This is a genomic window from Bradyrhizobium betae (assembly GCF_050632175.1).
In the GTDB taxonomy this organism is placed as follows: domain Bacteria; phylum Pseudomonadota; class Alphaproteobacteria; order Rhizobiales; family Xanthobacteraceae; genus Bradyrhizobium; species Bradyrhizobium betae_B.
The window spans coordinates 5,405,516-5,423,753 of the sequence record NZ_CP192576.1 but is presented as its reverse complement, the minus strand read 5'-3'; the positions used below and the strand labels follow the sequence as shown (position 1 = coordinate 5,423,753).

The window sequence follows — 18,238 nt, the reverse complement described above, 5'->3', positions numbered from 1 at the left end:
TCACAGCAGCTTTGCTCCAAAATTCCGTTCCGGATCCATGTCGGCCACGAGCCGGCCGGTCGGCTTGGCCGCCTCGCCGCCGCTGCGCGCCAGGAATTTTCCGCTGCCGGCGCTCGCATGGCACTTGTCGCCGTCGATGATCACCCGGCCGCGCGACAGCACCTGCAACGGCCAGCCCTTCAGCGTGCGGCCCGCGAACGGTGTGTAGCCGGTGAGATCGTGCATCATCTCGTCGGCGATCGTGACCTCGCGGTTGGGATCCCAGATCGCGATATCGGCGTCGGCGCCGACCGCGATCGAGCCCTTGCGCGGATGCAGATTGTAGATCTTGGCCGGCGCAGTCGAGGTCAGCTCGACGAACTTCTCCAGGCCCAACCGGCCCTTCGACACCATTGCGTCAAACAGCAACGGCAGCCGCAGTTCCAGGCCCGGCAGGCCGTTGGCAACCTGCTTGAAGTTGGGATTGGGACCTGCACGCAGCTTGCCGGTCTCGTCATAGCGATACGGCGCGTGATCCGACGAGATGGTCTGGAGATCACCGAGCGACAGCGCCTGCCACAGCGCCTCCTGATCCGCATGCGTGCGCGGCGGCGGGCTGCACATCCATTTGGCGCCCTCGGCGCCCGGCTTGTCGAGATCATTGGCCGTGAGGAACAGATATTGCGGACAGGTCTCGGCGAACACCTTCAGGCCCTGCCCGCGCGAATCGCGGATCACCTTGGCGCCTTCGGCGGTCGAAACGTGGAAGATCATGATGGGCTGGTCGATGAGCGCCGCCATGCCGATCAGCCGCGTAAAGGCTTCGGCCTCCGAGACGCGCGCGTGGCTGACGGCGTGGTATTTCGGCATGGTGTAGCCGCGCGCGAGCAACCGCTTCACCATCCAGGCAATGATGCCGTGATTTTCGGCATGGGCGCACAACATCGCGCCGGACTGGCGCGCGGCAAGCAGGATGTCGAGCAGCGGCTCGTCGTCGACCTTGAGCCGGTCGTAGGTCATGAAGATCTTGATCGACGCATGGCCCTGCTTCACCAGCGCCGGAATGTGCTCCTCGACGGTCTCCCTGGTCGCATCCGCGATGATCATGTGAAAGGCGTAGTCGATCACCGCGCCCTTCTTCGCCAGCGCGTGATAGTCCTCCACGACCTGCGGCAGCTTCATGCCGACATGCTGGGCGGCGAACGGGATCACCGTGGTGGTGCCGCCGAAAGCGGCAGACACGGTCGCGCTCTCGAACGTGTCGGCATTCATGATGCCGGCCGCGGACAGTTGCTCGATATGGGCGTGGCTGTCGACGCCGCCAGGCAGGACCAGCTTGCCGCGTGCATCGATCTCGCGCTTGGCTGCCGGAAGGCCCTTCCCGATGGCCGCGATGGTCTCACCGGAGATGGCGACATCGGCCTCGAACACATCGGTGGTGGTGGCGACGCGACCGCCGCGAATGATCAGGTCGTAAACGGGTTCAGTCATGAGGCACTCCGTGATATGCCTGAGGCAAGTGATCGCCATCTCGAGGGAAGACCACCATGGCCCGGCCGCGCATTCTCGTCATCAATCCGAACTCCAACCCCGCAGTCACGCAAGGACTGGAGGAGGCCCTGAAGCCGCTCGGCTTCGACGGCGGACCTGAAGTCGTCTGTCAGTCGCTCGCCGAGGGTCCGTTCGGCATCGAAAGCCAGGCCGATGTCGACGGCGTCGCCATGCCGCTCCGGAAGCTGGTCGAGGGCGACAACAGCTCGGCCGCGTTCGTCATCGCCTGCTACAGCGATCCCGGACTGCAGGTCTGCCGCGAAGGTACGAGCCGGCCGGTGTTCGGCATCGCCGAGTGCGGCGTGCTGACGGCGCTGGCCCGCGCCGAAACTTTTGGCGTCATCGCGATCGCCCAGCGCTCGATCCCGCGCCACATGCGCTACCTCAGGCAGATGGGACTGACCGACCGCCTCGCCGGCGAGCGGCCGCTCAACATGAGCGTTGCGGAAACCGCCTCGGGTGAAGGTACGCTGGCGAAAATGATCGAGATTGGCCGCGCCTTGCGTGACGAGGACGGCGCCCGCGCCGTCGTGATGGGCTGCGCCGGCATGGCGCGCCACCGCCGGCCGCTGGAAGACGCGCTCGGCATTGCCGTGATCGACCCGACACAGGCGGCCGTCACCATGGCACTGGGTACGGTTCAGTTCTCGGCTCACTAGGCGTCCTTCAGCTCTTTGGCGTCCTGCCGCGCGAGCCATTGCGCATGGCTCTCGCGCGCCAGCGCAAACGTATCCCGCTGCGTCGTATAGAGATTGCCGAACATGCGGCCAATCGGCCGGTAGGCATCGAGGTCGACATACATGTTGGCTTCGTCGACCAGACCCTCACGGGCGTGAACCCGGAGCACCTCGCCAACGAGCAGTTCGCGATCGGGCGAGAAATTCAGCACGACATGACGGCGGCATTCGAGCGCGAACGGCGCTACGGCCAGGCGCGGCACCTTCACATCGATGGAGGGAAGCGTCGCAAGCCCGGTCGCTGCGACCTCGCTGTCCCCGGACGGGAAGTCGACCGCACAGTCGTTCATCGCCCTGGACAGCGCCTCGTCCACCATGTGCACGACGAACTCGCCGTCACGATGGATGTTGCGCGTCGTGTCCTTCGGGCTGTGATCCGGCTTGTGCTGAAGCCCCAGCACGATCAGCGCGGGGCTCTCGGAGAACACGTTGAAGAAGCTGAAGGGCGCCGCATTGACTGCGCCGTTCTCGTCGAGCGTCGTCACCAGCGCAATCGGCCGCGGCACCACTACGCCGCAGAGCAGCTTGTAGCGATCGCGCGGATCGAGTTCACGGAGCGATATGCCGTTGCCTGCCATCGGCGTCATTTCTCCGGCGGCGGCACCGCGCCGGTCTGGCTGGTGATCAGGCCGTAGTGCTCGACGCGGCGATGTTGTGCGAAGTTGAAGATCGTGGTCTTGCCGAACGTCGTGGCGTCGAGGTCGCAGGGATGCACCAGAAGCTCATCCTCTTCCGTCCTGGCCTCGGCGACGATCTCGCCGTTGGGGTCCACGATCAGGCTGCCGCCGAACAGCGGATGGCCATCCTCATTGCCGGCCTTGGCCACCGCCACCACCCAGGTCGCGTTCTGATAGGCGCCGGCCTGCACCGAGAGGCGGTTGTGGAACAGCCGCTTCTCGACGCCCTCCTCGCTCTTCTCCGCGTTCACGGATGGCGTGTTGTAGCCGATCAGCACCATCTCGACGCCCTGCAAACCCATGACGCGATAGGTCTCGGGCCAGCGGCGGTCGTTGCAGATCGCCATGCCGATGATGCCGCCGAGCTCGCGCCAGACCTGGAAGCCGAGATCGCCCGGCTCGAAATAGCGCTTCTCCAGATGCTGGTGCGAACGCCTGGTGTCGTACTCGACATGGCCGGGCAGATGAACCTTGCGATATTTGCCGACGATCTTGCCGGACTTGTCGGTCAGGATTGCGGTGTTGAAGTGGTGCCCGTCAGGCGTCAGCTCCGCGTAGCCGAAGTTCATCGCGATTCTGTGCTGCGCCGCACGTTCGAACAGCGGCTTGGTCGCCGCGTTCGGCATCTCGCGCTCGAACCAGATATCGGCTTCCGCCCGGTCCTCCGAATACCAGCGCGGAAAGAACGTCGTCAGCGCCAGCTCTGGGTAGACGATCAGGTCGGCGCCCTTTGCCTTGGCCTCGTCCATCAGCGCAATCATGCGCCTGACCACGGCCTCGCGGCTGTCGGCTTTCTGGATCGGGCCCATCTGGGCGGCGGCGACGTTGACGATACGCATCAGCAAGTTCCTGATTTCTTGACGAGGCTGAAGGTTACAGCTTCAAGGGGTATCGGCGCGCGCAGCATAACGCGGTCTGGCGCCGAGTTTCCAGCCAAGCAGTTTTCATGCCGTTCGCCCCCATTCGGCATCCTGCAAAAGCCGCCAGTTGATCTTGTTGCTCGCGGTCCGCGGCAGCTCGTCCACGAAGACAACCGCGCGCGGCGCCTTGTAGCTCGCCATCGCGCCGCGCGCCCAGCTCACGACATCGTCCGGCGATGTGGTGGCGCGCGCCGCCTCGTCCAGCACGACCAGCGCCTTGACCGTCTCGCCGCGGTAGTTGTCAGGCGCCGAGATGATGCAGCATTCCCGGATGGCGCGGTTCTGGTACATCGCCGCCTCCACTTCGGCTGGCCACACCTTGAAGCCGCTGACATTGATCATCCGCTTGAGGCGATCCACCGCGAAGAAATAGCCGTCGGCATCGCGATAGCCGAGATCGCCCGTGCGCAGGAACCGCTTGCCCTGAAGCTCGATGAAGGATTCCGCATTGGCCTGCGGCCTGTTCCAATAGCCCTGCAATACCTGCGGCCCGTGCACCACGATCTCGCCGACGACATTGTCGTCGAGCTCGATCAGGCTTTCAGGATCGATGATCCTCGCATCGGTCTCGTGCACCGCAATGCCGAGACACTGGCGCTTCGGCGCGGCCATCGGATTGAGGTGTGTCGGCGACATCGTCTCGGTCATGCCGTACCCCTCGACGAAATCGAGGCCGAACCGGCTCTTCAACCGCTCAGCCACCGCGGTCGGCATCGCCGCGCCGCCGCCGGTCAGCACTTTCAGCTTGGCAAAGCATCGGTCACGAAACCGCGCGCTGGCGAGCACGTCCACGATCATGGTCGGCGCCGCATTCCAGAACGTCACGCCATAGGTCTCGAACAGGTCCGGCAGCAGATCCTTGTCCCAGCGCGCCATCAGCAGCAGCGTCGCGCCCGCCACCATCGCCGCATTCATCGAGCCCTGCATGCCCGCGACATGGAACAGAGGCATGAATCCGGTCATCACGTCATCGGCGCCCATTCCATACCAGCGCGCCTGCAGGACCGCGGTGAACAGCGCGCTGCGGTGCGTATGCATGCAGGCCTTGGGCCTGCCCGTCGTTCCCGACGTGTAGGGAAGGATCATCAGATCGTCCGGACCGGCGGCCATCGCACCGGGCTGCAGGCCTTGCGCGATCGCGGACGACCAGGCGTGCCAGCCCGGCGAGGACGGCACCTCTGACGGCGCTTCAGTGACACATGACGGCAGCGTATAGGGCGTCGCGCTGGGCACCTCGTCGCGATACTGCGCGACGATGGCATGCGCGATGGCCCCGCCCACCAGCGGCGCAAAGACATCGTTTAGTTCGCTGCCTGTTATCGAGACCCTGGCGCCGCTGTCCTCGGCGAGATACGCGATTTCGCCCGTCTTGTTCATGGGATTGACCGGCACGATCACGGCGTCCGCCCGCATCACCGCATAATAGGCGATGACATATTGCGGCGAGTTCTGCACCGCGATCATGACGCGGTCGCCGCGCGCGACGCCGCACGCGCTTTGCAGGAATCCGGCCAAGGCATCGACGCGATCACGCAGCTCGCCATAGCTCAGGCTTGCGCCATAGAAAATCGTCGCCGGGTGCGATGGCCGGTCGCGCGCAGCGCGCGCCAGCGCGTCATAGAGCGTCCCCTCCGGCATCGCGAGATGCCAGGGTTCATCCGCCGGCCACGCCGACGATCGCAGCGGCGTTGCGTGGTCCGCGCTCACCCGTGCTCCTCGTCGGCGATATCGAGGCCGTGGTCGAGCGCATCCAGCAGCCACTCGGCCTCATGCTCGGAGATCACCAGCGGCGGCGCCAGGAACAGCGAGGTTTGCTCGCCGCTGGTGCCGATGACGGCGCCAGCCTCGAGTGCCCGCGCAGCCACGCGCGAGGCGATCGGCACTTCGGTGGTGTCGGCATGCCAGTTGCGCCAATCCGGCCCGTGCAGCTCCACTGTCCAGTGCAGTCCCTGCCCGGCCACGCGCTGCACGCTCGGATGTTTCTGCGCGATCGCGAGCAGGCGGCGGGTGAACAGCTTCTCGAGGCTGTTCACGTGCTCTAGGATCTTCTCCTCGCTGACGACCTTCAGATAAGCGCTGACGGCGGCCATGCTGATGGGGTGGCCACGCAGCGTGCCGTAATTCTGCCAGCTCGTGCCCTTGAGCCGCTCGACGATGTCTTTCGACACCACGACCGCAGCGACCGCGGCGGCACCGCCGCCGAGCGACTTGCCGAGCGTCACGATATCGGGGCGGCTTTGGGCGCCCTGGAATGCGAACCAGCGGCCCGCTCGTCCTGCGCCGGTGACGACCTCGTCGGCGATCCAGTACGAACCGGCCTGCCGCGCAAGGCGCGCCACCTCATCCTGATAGATGCCGTCGTAGTAGATGCCGCCCTGCGTGTAGTCGATGATCGTTGCCGCGGTATCCGAGAGCAGGCCGGTGGCATCCGCCAGATATTCGCTCGGCGGAGTATTGTTGGCCGGCGCGCCATAGATCGCGCCGTCGGGCGCCGGCAGGATCCGCACCGGTGCCATCGGTGCCGGCAGCTTCGAGCCGCCTGAGTGCATCGCGAGGCCGCCGTGCCATTGCGGCTGCACCGTCATGCTGCGCGACAGGCCGGTGATGCCGTGATAGGCGCGCTCGCGCGTCGCCAGCGCCGAGCGCTGCGTCAGGGCCTGGCACAGCGACAGCGCCATATCGTTGGCCTCGCTGCCGCTGATGCAGAAGCGCACCGCGCCGACCCAATCTTCCTCGCCCTTGAAGGCGGTGTTCATCAGATCGTCAGCAGCCTGCTCCCGGCCGACCCAGGTCCAGCCCTCGTTCACCACGGGCGTATCCGCTGCATTGCGGATCGCTTCCACCATCGCGGGATGACGATGGCCGAGACCGCCGCCGGTGTTGCTGCCGTCGATCAGCTTGCGGCCGTCCGACAAGTGGAAATATACGCCTTCGCCGCCGACGACGGCCATCGGCGCGGTCTCGCCCGCGTTCAGTCCAGTTCGCAACAATTTGCTCATCGCGGGTCTCCTCACTCTGCCGCCGCGGCGCCGTAGCCGCCGCCGCCGCACATCTCGATCGTGACGAGATCGTCTTGCTGCAACACCAGGTTCGATTTGCCGTCGATGGCGACGTTCTCGCCCTGCCGGACCAGCGAGATGCGACAGGCCTTCCCTGACTCGCCGCCCTGCATGCCGAAGGGCGCAATTACCATCCGTTCGATGCAGGTGGTCAGGTGCATCGAGGGCGCCAGGATGCGATAGGTGCGAACGGAGCCGTCACCGCCACGATGAGCGCCCGCGCCACCCGAGTTCCAGCGAATGGCCTGCTGCTCGAGGCGGATCGCGTAGCTCGCCTCGATCACCTCGACCGGCGTGTTGGACGTGTTGGACAGATGCACCCGGGTCGCCGACATGCCGGCGCGATTGTGCCGCGCGCCCTCGCCGCCGCCATGGACCTCGTAGAGCATCTTCCACGAGCCGTTTGGACGCGGCTCGGCAAAGAACAGAACGCCCGCCGTGGTTGCCCCGCCGGCCGAAAGCCGCTCGGGGATCGTGTGCTGCATGGCACGGAAGATCGCATCGACGATGCGCATCGAGGTCTCGTGGTTGCCGGCGGCAACGGAGGCATTCCAGCCCGGTTCCAGGATCGAGCCCGGACGCGTGATGATGGTCAGCGGCCGCAGCGCGCCGGCATTCTGGTGCATGTCGCGACCGCTCATGATGCGCGCGGCATAGGCGACCGCCGAGCGCGCCATGAACGGCGTCGTGTTGCAGAAATTGGAAACGCGATCGCAGCTCCCGGAGAGGTCGAACGTCGCCTCGTCTCCCGCGATGGTGATTTTCACATGGATACGCGCGGGCGCATTGTTGGCGCTGCCATCGTCGAGATGATCCTCGCCTTCATAGACGCCATCCGGCAAGTCGCGGATCGCCTCGCGCATCTCGATCTCGGAAAGATCGTGAAGGCGCGACTGCGTTGCCGTGAACACCGCCTTGCCATGCTCGCGGCAGAGCTCGACGATGCGCTTCTCGCCGGCCTTGGTCGCCGCGATCTGCGCAAGCAGATCGCCCTCGCAGGACTCGGGATCCCGAACGTTGGCCTTGAGCAGCTGCACGATCGGCGTATTGACGCCGGCCGCGGTCGCGATCAGCACCGGCGGAATCCGCATCGCTTCCTGGAACGTGTCGATGGCCTTGGCAAAATAGCTGCCGGGCCAGGTGCCGCCGATGTCGGGCCAGTGCGCGAGACTAACGGCGAAGGCCACGATATCGCCGTCGACGAAGACGGGCCGCACGACCTTGACGTCATTGAGGTGATTGCCGCCGAGCGCGCCGACATTGTAGATCACCACGTCGCCGTCGTTCAGGCCGTCCCGCGGCATCACCTTCAGCAACTCAGGGATCGTGTAGGCCATCGCGCCGAGGTGGATCGGAATATCGCGGCCCTGCCCGACCAGGCCGCCATGGCCGTCGGTGATCGCCGACGACAGATCGCCGGCCTCACGCAACAGCGGCGAGCGTGCCGAGCGTGTCATCACCAGGCTCATTTCCTCAGCCGCGGCGGACAGCCCGTGCCTGATGACCTCGACGACAAACGGATCGAGCTTCATGCCGCCCTCCGCGTCAGGAACAGATTGCCTGCTGTATCGGGTTTTGCCTGCCAGCCGGGCGGCACCACCACGGTCGACCACGCGTCCTCGATGATCGCGGGGCCGCTGACGATGTCGGTCAGCGCGGCGCGGTCGATGATCGCGGTTTCGATCTCGTGCAGGCCGTCGAACGAGCAAATTCGCTTGCCGGTGGACACGGCGCGCACGGCCGTCGCCGGACGGCTCACGGTCGTCGTCGATGGGCGGCGCGCTTGCACCCGCACGGATTCGATGACGCAGGGCTCGCCCGTCGCGTAGCCGAACAGCTCATGATGCCGTGTCAGGAAATCCGTCTTCAGCCTGGCAACATCGAGCGGCAGCGTGAATGACACCGGAATGGCGTCGTTCTGCGCCGCGTAGCGCATCAAGGCGACCAGCTCGACCTGGATCTCCGCCTGCTCAACGCCGTTGGCGATCAGCGGCGCCGAGGCATCGTCGATCAGCGTCCCGATCCGTTCCGAGGCGCGGGCGAGATCGATGCCGTCGAGGGCGGCGCGCAAGGTCTGCTGCTGCAGGAAGCTGAAATCAGCGGTGAGACAGCCCAGCGCCGAAAACGCACTCGATGCACTGGGCACGACGACCTCGGCGATCCCGTAGAGATCGGCAAGACCCGCCGCATGCATCGGACCGCCGCCGCCGAAGGCGAGCAGCGCGCAATCGCGTCCGTCGATGCCCCGCTCGACCGTGACGCGGCGGAGCGCGCGGGCCATCGTCGCGTTCGCGACCTTGATGATGCCGAGCGCCGTTTCGGTGAGGCTGAGGCCAAGTGCGCGCGCGATCGGCGCGATGACGCGCCTGGCCGCCTCAATGTCGATGCCGATGCGGTCGCCGAGTTTCGTGTCGGGATTGAGATAGCCGAGCACCGCATTGGCGTCGGTGATCGTGGGTTCGGTGCCGCCGCGGCCGTAGCAGGCCGGCCCCGGCTCGGAACCGGCGCTCTCCGGGCCGACCGTCAGGCCGCCGGGCCCATTGCGCACGATCGATCCGCCGCCTGCCCCGATCGAATGAACCGCAAGCATCGGCTGGCGCAGCGGCTTGTCGCCGAGCATGCGGCCGTCGGCCATCTCGGCCTGGCCGTCGACGATCAGGCAGACATCGGTCGTGGTGCCGCCCATGTCGAAGGTCAGCATCCGCGACGTGCCGAGCTGGCGCGCGATGCTGACGGACGCCGAGACGCCGGCGGCCGGGCCCGACATCGCCATCACCAATGGCCGCCGCTTCACGGCCGAGATCGGGATCATGGCGCCCGCCGAATGAAACACTTGCAGACCGGGACCGATCGGCAGCCGCTGCTCCAGCTCGCTGAGATATTCCACCGCGATCGGCATGGCGGCTGCGTTGAACACGGTGGCCGAGGTCCGCTCGTATTCGCGTGCCTCCGGATTCACCTCATGCGACAGCGAGACATGGGCAACGACATCCTTGAGCCGTTCGCCGAGCATCTTTTCGTGGACGGGATTGGCATAGGCGTGCAGCAGAGCGACGGCGACGCTCTGCACGCCGGTCTCTTTTAACCACGCCACCAGTCGCTCGATCTCCGCCTCCTCCAGCGCCTTCAGCACGCGGCCTTCGTGGTCGAGGCGCTCGGCGAGTCCAAAACATCGCTCGGGCGGCACCAGCGGCGGCGACTTCGGCGGGACATCGAGACGGTAGAGATCGCGGCGACGATAGCGCGCGATCTCCAGCACATCGGCAAAGCCTTCGGTCGCAACCAGCGCCACCTTCGGCAGCCGGTTCTCGACGATGGCATTGGTCACGCGCGTGGTGCCGTGGACGAAACGCTTCACCTCGCTCTTGCGCAGGCCCACCGCCTCGATCGCCTCGAGCATCGCCTGAACCGGCGCGTCGGGGCGCGACGGGACTTTCGCGATCCGCGCTTCGCTGGAATCGCGCCGAATCGCGATGATATCGGTGAAGGTCCCGCCGATATCGGTGCCGACTTCCCAGTGACTGTCGAAATCATTCATGTGCGGGGTCAGCTGCCGATGACGTCCGAACCGGACGCCGGGTTCTTGCCGTCCGTCATCACGTCCAATGCCAAACCGAGAGCGCTCATCATCATCCCCTGTCATGCCATCGCCGGCGAGCGTGCGACAGAGGAGCTGGCTCGGAACAGTGCCAGAGTTGCGGCAAATCACTAGACCAGCGGACCGGCGCCGCCGCGCGCCGCGGCACCCGCTGCACGTTTTGGTGCAGCCGTGCCTGCGCAGGAAGCACGTGAGCGCGAACCGCTCGTTCGCAGGAATAGTGCGACGCACCATGGATTCCCGGGCACAAGTCGCAACCTCCGCTGCACTGCAATTCAGGCTCCTCCATCGCCTGTCTAATTTGCAGGCGATCGACCCGCACCGCCGGATATTCGGGTGCCTATGAGCTATGCATAGCGGGCGGCTCAGCTTCTCTTTATTGTACGAACGGTACGCGAGGATCTTGCCGGGCTGGGCGGCGCATTGCGGGGGCCGCTGCCGATGCAGGCCGCGATTCTCGCGAGCAGCGGCGCGGCATCCTCGACATGCAGCCGCCCGTAGCCGAACACCAATCCCTGCCGCGTCGGCTGCTCCAGAAAATTCTGTGACAATGGCTGCACGTGGATACCCGCCTGCTTCAGGCTTGCTGCCGCTTCGCGGTCGCTCATCCGCGCCTGCATCGCCTCGGTGAACAGCGCCACCAGATGCAGTCCGGTGACGGCGGAGGACACGGTCAGATCGTCCGGCATCAGCGCTGCGATCGCATCGATCAGCGCCTTTCGCCGGCTGGCATAGACGCGCCTCATCCCGCGCAGATGCCGCAACAAATGTCCTTCCCGCATGAACTCGGCGAGTGCGAGCTGGCCGATGCCGGAGGTGTGGACGTCAATCCGCGCCCGGCCCCTGGAAAACCCTTCGATGAAATGCCTGTTGGCGACGAGGTAGCCGAGCCGCAGGTTCGGCATCATGATCTTCGAGAAGGTGCCGAAATAGATCACCCGCCCCTCGCGATCGAGCGAGCGCAGCGACGCAATCATGCTGTCCTGATGCCTGAACTCCGAATTGTAATCGTCCTCGATGACCCAGACATCGTTCTTGTTGGCCCAGTCAAGCAGTTCGAGCCGCCGCTCCAGCCCCATGCTGACGCCGAGCGGATATTGGTGCGACGGCGTGACGACGATCAGTTTCGCGCGCGGTGCGCGGCGGATTCCCTCGGAGACGACGAGGCCTTTGTCATCGACCGGAATCGGCACCAGCTTTGCACCCGCCGCCGTGAGCGCCCAGCGCGCCTCGATGAAGCCGGGCTCCTCGACCCAGACCTCGTCGCCGGGATCGAGGATCATCCGGCTGCAGAAATCCAGCGCGCCCGATGTACCTGAAGTGACGACGACTTCTTCCGGCGAGCAGACCAGCCCGCGCACCGAGCCGAGGAAGTTCGCGATCTCCGCTCGCAGGCGCGGATGGCCTTCGGGCGGAAGATCGAGGCACTCCTGCTCCTTCGGATTCTGCCAGGCCTGGCGCAGCAGGCGCGACCAGTCCTTGAACGGGAAGGTCGAGATATCAGGCGCGCCGGGCGCGAACGCGGACGGCCAGTTGGTCTCGTAGTCCAAACCAAGCAGCGCTCGCCAGCGCTCCGACATCCGGGCGGGCTGGGTCGCAGGCGACGCGGTGGACGGCGGCTGCGCATGCGGGGCTGCGACGGCAGCCACCATGACGCTGCCGCGCGGCGTCGATTCAAGATAGCCCTCGGCGTAGAGCAGATCCCAAGCGGTCAGGACCACCGTGCGTGAACAGCCCAATTCCCGCGCGATCTCGCGCGATCCCAGGAATTGCGTGCCAGCCGGAAAGACGCCGCGCAGGATGCCGTCGCGGATGTGGGCCGCGATCTGCAGATGCAGCGGCACGGTCGACGTCCGGTCAATATGGATGCCGGCAAGGGACACGCGCTTGCTCGGGTGACGGCTGTTGTCCATGATCGTTCACCGCCGGGCAAGACATCGTAGCCCGCATGGAGCGGAGCGGAATGCGGGAACACAGTCCCGGATTGCGCTTCGCTCCATCCGGGCTACATGGACGCGCCTCACACCAGGCTCGACTTGCCGCGGCTCAGCACCTCACCCGCGCCCTTGTCGCCGACGATCTTGCCCTGCTCGTATACCACACGGCCGCGCGCGATGGTGGTGACAGGCCAACCCGTCACGTCGAACCCCTCCCACGGCGTATAGTCCGAGCCGTGATGCAGATCGGCCTGCTGGATTGTCTTCGTCAGCTTCGGGTCCCACAACGCGATGTCGGCATCGAAGCCGACGCCGATCGAGCCCTTGCGCGGGTAGAGGCCGTAGATGCGCGCATGATTGGTCGCGGTCAGCTCGACGAATCTCTGCAAGCTGATGCGTCCCTTCGACACGCCTTCCGAGAACAGGATCGGCAGCCGGGTCTCGACGCCGGGAATGCCGTTCGGCACCCAACGGAACGAGGTGCGCGAATTCGGCGTCAGCTTGCCCTTGGGATCATCGTAGCGGAACGGGCAGTGATCGGACGAGAAGGTCTGGAACACGCCCGTCGTGATGCCTTCCCAGATCGCCTGCTGGCTCTCGGCATCGCGCGGCGGCGGCGAACAGACATATTTCGCGCCCGTGATGTCCATGTTGAGGCCCTTCATGTCGTCGGCCGTCAGCGTGATGTATTGCGGACAGGTCTCCGCATGCACCGGCAATCCGCGCTGCTGGGCCCAACGCACCTGCTCCATCGCCTCGCGCCCGGAGACGTGAACGATCATGATGGGAACGCCGATCACCTCGGCATGGCTGATGGCGCGATGCGTCGCCTCGCGCTCGACGGCCTGGGGCCGCGAGGTGCCGTGGTAATAGGGCGCGATATGACCCTCGCGCTCCAGCTTGCTGGTCAGGAAGCGAATCGCGTCGTAGCCCTCGCAATGGACCATCACCAGCGCCTCCTCGCGGCGGGCGACGTCGAACACCTCGAGCAGCTGCTTGTCGCTGAGCACGAGATCGTCATAGGTCATGAACACCTTGAACGAGGTGTAGCCGTCCTTGACCAGCGCCGGCAGTTCCTGCCCGAGCACGACCGCGGTCGGGTCGGAGATGATGAGGTGGAAGGCGGTGTCGATGTAGCACTCGCCCTCGGCAAGCTTGCGGTAGTTCTCGACGCAGGTCCGGAGCGACGTTCCCTTCTCCTGAAGCGCGAAGGGCAGCACCATGGTGTTGCCGCCGGCCGCCGCCGCGCGCGTCGCCGAGGCAAAGTCGTCGGCCATCACGACGTCGGGGCCCGAGGGTTGCGAGATATGGACGTGGCTGTCGATGCCGCCCGGCAGCGCCAGCAGGCCCGTCGCATCGATCTCGTGCGCCGCGCCCTCGAGCATGGTCGGCAATGCTGACGATCCGGCCGTCGCGAATGCCGATATCGGCGCGGAACTCGTCGCTGGCCGTCACGATGGTGCCGCCGCGAATGGCGAGATCGAGCTGCGTCACAGAAGTCTCCATCACTTGATGACAGCCGATGTCTGGAAGATCCGGCCCCACTGCGCAAGGGCCGCGATGTCGCCGCCGGCAAGCTCCAGCGTCCGCCACAATGTGACCGCGACGGAATCCAGCACCGCGACATTCAATTCCCGTTCGAGCGAGGCCGCCAGCGCCGCGCCGTCGAGATTGGTGCAGAGGATGACGACGGCGTCGGCGCCCTCGGCCGCCACGGCGCGGATCATGTCCGCGATCGTCGCAGGCGCGACCTCGCCAAAGGAGAAATTGTCCCGCAGGCCCAAGTGCCGCTCGACATGCGGCGCGATGCCCTCCTCGGCCCAGACGTCGCCGATCCGGCGCTGCACATCGTCGGTATAGGGCGAGACCAGGCCGACGCGCCCGGCACCGAGCGCGCGGGCCGCGTCGATGCAGGCGAGCGTCGACGTCGTCGCGGGGATGCCCGTGCGCGCCGTGATCGCGTCGCACAGACTCCTGTCGCGGCCGATTCCGAGCCAGCTCGCGGAGGTGCCGTTCCAGGCGATGGCATCGACTTTTGCATCGGCGAGCAGATCCGCCGCCGGCAACATCACCGAGGCATCGAACTGGTTCAGCGCAGCGGCATCCAGCGCAATCTCGGTGACGCGGAAGCGCGAGAAATGGGCGGTGACGTCGCTCACGTCATGCAGCATCGCGCTGGTGACGGGCTCGAGCACCGAGTTGGAGGACGGCGTGATCATCCCGAGGCGTTTGCGCATGGCCATACCTTACGACGCCTGCGCAAGGCGCGTCGACTCCTCCCGGATCAGGGACAGGATGCGGCGCTTGGCGTCATTGAATTCGGGGCTGGTGATGTCGCGCGGGCGCGGCAGGTCGAAATTGACGGCTTCGCGGATGCGGCCGGGCCGCTTCGTCATCACCACGATCTTGTTGCCGAGCACCAGTGCCTCGTCGACGCTGTGGGTGACGAACACGATGGTGCAGCGGCGCTTCTGCCAGATCGCCACCAGCTCTTCCTGCATTTCGAGCTTGGTCTGGGCATCCAGCGCCGCGAACGGCTCGTCCATCAAAATGACGCTGGGATTCATCAGCAGCGCCCGGGCGATGCCGACCCGCTGGTTCATGCCGCCCGACATCTCGGAGGGGTGATGGTGCTCGAAGCCGCGCAGGCCGACGAGATCGATGAACTCCATGGCGCGATGGTGCCGCTCAGCCTTGCCGACGCCCTTGAGCTTGAGATGGAAGGCGATGTTGTCGATCGCCGTCAACCAGGGCATCAATGTCGGCTGCTGGAACACCACGCCGCGATCCGAGCCCGGCCGCTCCACCTGCTTGCCGCCGACCAAGGTGCGCCCGGAGGTGGCCTGCTCGAAGCCGGCGATGATGTTGAGCAGGGTCGACTTGCCGCAGCCGGACGGGCCAAGCAGGCAGACGAAGTCGTTCGCCTCGATGTCGAGATTGATGTTGTCAAGCGTCAGCAGGTCGCGGCCGCGCCGCTTGTCGGAGAACACCTTGACGATGTTGCGAAGCTCGATTGCCGCCATCAGCTCGCCCTGCCCTGCACCGTGGTTGTCTGTTGCCAGCGCAGCGTGCGCGCCATGATCGCCTTGAGACCGAGGTCCGAGAGATAGCCGAGCAACCCGATCGAGATCATCGCAGCGAGCACGATGTCGTAGCGCAGGAAATAGTAAGAATCCCACAGCACGTAGCCAAGGCCGCTCTTGACTGCGACCATCTCGGCCGTGACCGTCAGCATCCAGGCCGATCCGACCGCGATGCGCAGGCCCGCAAAGATCGAGGGCAGCGCGGCCGGCAATACAATGTCGGTCAGCATCTGCCGCTGGCTCGCGCCCATCATCGCACCGGCCCGCACGAGGTTATGGTCCACGGTCTTCACGCCATGGATGGTGTTCATCAGCACCGGAAAGAACGCGCCGAGGAACACCAGAAAGATCGCCGGTTTGTCGGCGATGCCGAACCAGATGATCGCGAGCGGAATCCAGGACACCGGCGGGATCGGCCGCAGCATCTGGAGCGTCGGCTCCAGCGTCTTCTCGAACAGGCGCGACCAGCCGATGGCGACGCCGGCGAGAATGCCGAGCAGGCTCGCCAGCGCAAAGCCGCCGAACACGCGCAGGGCGCTGGCGAGCGCGTCGCGCAGCCAGTGGCCGGAATAGGTCTGCGTGGTCTCGTCGAAGCCGAACACCCAGTCGCCGAGCGCATGCAGCACCGCACTCGGTGCCGGCAGCAGCGCAGGCGGAAGCACGCCGCTGCGGGCAAAGACTTCCCAGCCCGCAATCAGCAGCGCGGGCACGATGACGCGTTCGAGCCCCTGCAAAGCCTGCGTCAGCCGGAACGCCGGCTTGGCGGGCGAGACGTCAGTAACCGAGGTCATTCTTGGCCTTTCCCGTGGCCTTTTCCAGGAACGAATAGTCCATGTTCTTCTCTGCCTCCGCGGAGACGTCCTTCTGGATGTATTTGAGGTCGCGCATCATCGCGGCGATTGCCAGCGTCTGCGACCGATGGATCGCGGGATCGGGCGACGCATTCTTCAGCGCCTCGGTCGCAACATTCTTGTCGAGCCCGGTGAGCTTGTTGATGACCTCGATCCACGGCGCCTTGTCGGCGATCAGCTTGTTGTCGAGCTCGACCACGGCGCTGACCACGCCCTGGACGCCGGCGCGCTGGCTGGCGATCACGTCGGATCGGGTGACGATCAGGTTGGTCAAATTGCCGGCGGCCTGGTCGTAAGGCAGCACAAAATGCTTGCCGGCCCCGGCAAGCCGGATCTGCGAAGCAAAGGGCTCCACCGAGCAGATCATGTCGACCTCGCCGCGTTGCAGGGCCGCGAGATGGTCGGACGGATTGGGAATGTTGATGAACTGGACATCCTTGTTGGGATCGACACCCTGCTTGAGAAACGCGCCGCGCATGTGGATGTCCTGCGCATTGCCTCGCGAGGCCGCCACCTTCAGCATCTGCCCGTCGCTTTTGCCCTTGGCGACGAGTGCCTTGAACGCAGTCCAGTCGTCAGGTGGGAGGTTGAGCTTCGTTGACGACAAACATTCCGAGCCGCCATTGATCTGCCCCGACACGGCGACGACGTCAAAGCCCTTGTCGAGCGCGGTGATGTAATGGAGGTAGGTGACCTGAGCGACGTCGATGCTCTTCGAGATCAACGCGGTCAGCACGTCATTGCCCGAGTTGAAGCCGGTGGCCTCGACCTCGACACCCTTCGCCATGCCTGAAATCAGCGACATCGGCAGGCAGTGCGCGCATTTGGCATAGCCGAGCTTGATCTTGGGGGTTTGCGCGATGGCGAGATCGCCTCCGCCGAACATCGCCGCCATCACCACGAGGCCCAGTCGCAAACTCGTTCGCATCGCTCACTCCGTTTCGGAAGGCGCGAGATATCGCGCGTCGCGCACGATCATCGACTGGCCTTCGCGGCAGCGCAATCCGGTTTTTGCATGCTGCATACAATTTGCGCTCTCTGCCATTGTTTTCAGCTACATACGTCTGTATTTTGGGCAAGCCAGAGGGCCGGAAACGGCTAGGATGAATCGAAGCAACGAGGCGCGCGTGCAGCAGAAGTCGGAAACACCGAAGGGCCGAAAATCGCTCAAACTCAAGAGGATGGGCCTGCATGAGCGCGCGGCTGCGCGGATGCGGACCATGATCATTCGCGGTGAGTTGCCGCCGGGATCGCAGACCCAGGAGACCAGATTGTCGAAGGAGCTCGGGGTGTCGCGCACACCGCTGCGCGAGGCGATGAAGGTGCTGGCGGCGGAAGGCTTGATCGAGCTCCGCCCCAACCGCAGCCCGCGCATTGCCGGCATCGCGGTCGAGGGCATCGCGGAATTGTTCGAGGCGCTGGCCGGCATCGAGCGGATTGCCGCAGAACTTGCCGCCGAGCGTGCGACCGAGCGCGATCTCGCCCGCCTGCGCACACTCCAGACCCGCATGGAGGGTCACCACCGCAGCGGCAAGCTCGACGACTACTTCGCCATCAACGGTGAGATCCACAACACCATCGTCCGCATGGCCCGCAACGCGCCGCTGCGCGAGGCGCACGAGACGCTGATCTCCCGCGCCGAGCGCGCGCGCTGTTGGCGCTTGGCGCCGACCGCCGCTGGAGCAATTCGGTCGACGAACATGCCGGCATTCTCGCGGCTCTGGAGGCGCGCGACAGCGAAGCGGCCGGCCGCCTGCTCGGCGCCCATGTCCGCCAGACCGGCACGGCACTGCTCGAGACTCTCGCCCCCAAGCCCGAGTTCAAGCCCAAGCTGACGGCGGCCTGA

Annotated in this window: 13 protein-coding genes and 2 pseudogenes; 2 read left to right on the top strand and 13 right to left on the bottom strand. The window is 65.6% G+C overall.

The genetic code is table 11. The features are described 5' to 3' along the window. The gene (gene hydA, locus ACQ86E_RS25885) at nt 1–1,470 is read right to left on the bottom strand and encodes a dihydropyrimidinase (RefSeq protein WP_431202398.1); all 1,470 of its coding nucleotides are present in this window, start codon (nt 1,468–1,470) and stop codon (nt 1–3) included. Nucleotides 1,471–1,526: 56 nt separating this feature from the next. On the opposite strand from hydA (ACQ86E_RS25885), the gene ACQ86E_RS25880 reads away from it, so the two are divergent. After that, nucleotides 1,527–2,189, top strand: a complete 663-nt coding sequence (locus ACQ86E_RS25880; protein WP_431202397.1) for an aspartate/glutamate racemase family protein — start codon at nt 1,527–1,529, stop codon at nt 2,187–2,189. Here the strand turns inward: ACQ86E_RS25880 and ACQ86E_RS25875 are convergent. From ACQ86E_RS25875 to ACQ86E_RS25820, 12 genes and pseudogenes are all read right to left on the bottom strand, one after another. After that, nucleotides 2,186–2,854: a flavin reductase family protein gene (locus ACQ86E_RS25875; RefSeq protein ID WP_431202396.1), complete on the bottom strand. Its 669-nt coding sequence runs from the start codon at nt 2,852–2,854 to the stop codon at nt 2,186–2,188. The genes ACQ86E_RS25880 and ACQ86E_RS25875 overlap by 4 nt on opposite strands. Beyond that, nucleotides 2,851–3,783 carry an N-carbamoyl-D-amino-acid hydrolase gene (locus ACQ86E_RS25870; RefSeq protein ID WP_431202395.1) on the bottom strand — a complete coding sequence of 311 codons (933 nt, stop codon included), beginning with the start codon at nt 3,781–3,783 and terminating at the stop codon, nt 2,851–2,853. Before ACQ86E_RS25870 ends, ACQ86E_RS25875 begins: the two co-directional genes overlap by 4 nt. A 105-nt stretch (nt 3,784–3,888) precedes the next feature. Then, a complete protein-coding gene (locus ACQ86E_RS25865) occupies nt 3,889–5,571 on the bottom strand; it encodes a long-chain-fatty-acid--CoA ligase (RefSeq protein WP_431202394.1) in 1,683 nt (560 codons plus the stop codon). Further along, the gene (locus ACQ86E_RS25860; RefSeq protein ID WP_431202393.1) at nt 5,568–6,863 is read right to left on the bottom strand and encodes an aspartate aminotransferase family protein; all 1,296 of its coding nucleotides are present in this window, start codon (nt 6,861–6,863) and stop codon (nt 5,568–5,570) included. Before ACQ86E_RS25860 ends, ACQ86E_RS25865 begins: the two co-directional genes overlap by 4 nt. An 11-nt stretch (nt 6,864–6,874) precedes the next feature. Then, on the bottom strand, nt 6,875–8,455 hold the full coding sequence (locus tag ACQ86E_RS25855) for a hydantoinase B/oxoprolinase family protein (protein WP_431202392.1): 1,581 nt from the start codon (nt 8,453–8,455) through the stop codon (nt 6,875–6,877). Then, a complete protein-coding gene (locus ACQ86E_RS25850) occupies nt 8,452–10,461 on the bottom strand; it encodes a hydantoinase/oxoprolinase family protein (RefSeq protein WP_431202391.1) in 2,010 nt (669 codons plus the stop codon). The genes ACQ86E_RS25855 and ACQ86E_RS25850 overlap by 4 nt, the downstream gene beginning before the upstream one ends. Nucleotides 10,462–10,886: 425 nt before the next feature. Next, nucleotides 10,887–12,434: a PLP-dependent aminotransferase family protein gene (locus ACQ86E_RS25845; RefSeq protein WP_431202390.1), complete on the bottom strand. Its 1,548-nt coding sequence runs from the start codon at nt 12,432–12,434 to the stop codon at nt 10,887–10,889. A gap of 107 nt (nt 12,435–12,541) precedes the next feature. Then, nucleotides 12,542–13,964 (bottom strand): annotated as a pseudogene (gene hydA, locus ACQ86E_RS25840) (dihydropyrimidinase). Continuing rightward, entirely contained in the window at nt 13,964–14,701 is a 738-nt protein-coding gene (locus tag ACQ86E_RS25835; RefSeq protein ID WP_431202389.1) for a maleate cis-trans isomerase family protein, read from the bottom strand. The pseudogene hydA (ACQ86E_RS25840) and the gene ACQ86E_RS25835 overlap by 1 nt, the downstream one beginning before the upstream one ends. 3 nt (nt 14,702–14,704) lie before the next feature. Then, the gene (locus ACQ86E_RS25830; RefSeq protein WP_431202388.1) at nt 14,705–15,481 is read right to left on the bottom strand and encodes an ABC transporter ATP-binding protein; all 777 of its coding nucleotides are present in this window, start codon (nt 15,479–15,481) and stop codon (nt 14,705–14,707) included. Continuing rightward, nucleotides 15,481–16,332: an ABC transporter permease gene (locus ACQ86E_RS25825; RefSeq protein WP_431202387.1), complete on the bottom strand. Its 852-nt coding sequence runs from the start codon at nt 16,330–16,332 to the stop codon at nt 15,481–15,483. Before ACQ86E_RS25825 ends, ACQ86E_RS25830 begins: the two co-directional genes overlap by 1 nt. Continuing rightward, nucleotides 16,316–17,320 (bottom strand): ABC transporter substrate-binding protein, encoded by a 1,005-nt coding sequence (locus tag ACQ86E_RS25820; protein ID WP_431202386.1) that lies wholly within the window; start codon nt 17,318–17,320, stop codon nt 16,316–16,318. Before ACQ86E_RS25820 ends, ACQ86E_RS25825 begins: the two co-directional genes overlap by 17 nt. 199 nt (nt 17,321–17,519) lie before the next feature. On the opposite strand from ACQ86E_RS25820, the pseudogene ACQ86E_RS25815 reads away from it, so the two are divergent. Beyond that, nucleotides 17,520–18,238 (top strand): annotated as a pseudogene (locus ACQ86E_RS25815) (GntR family transcriptional regulator).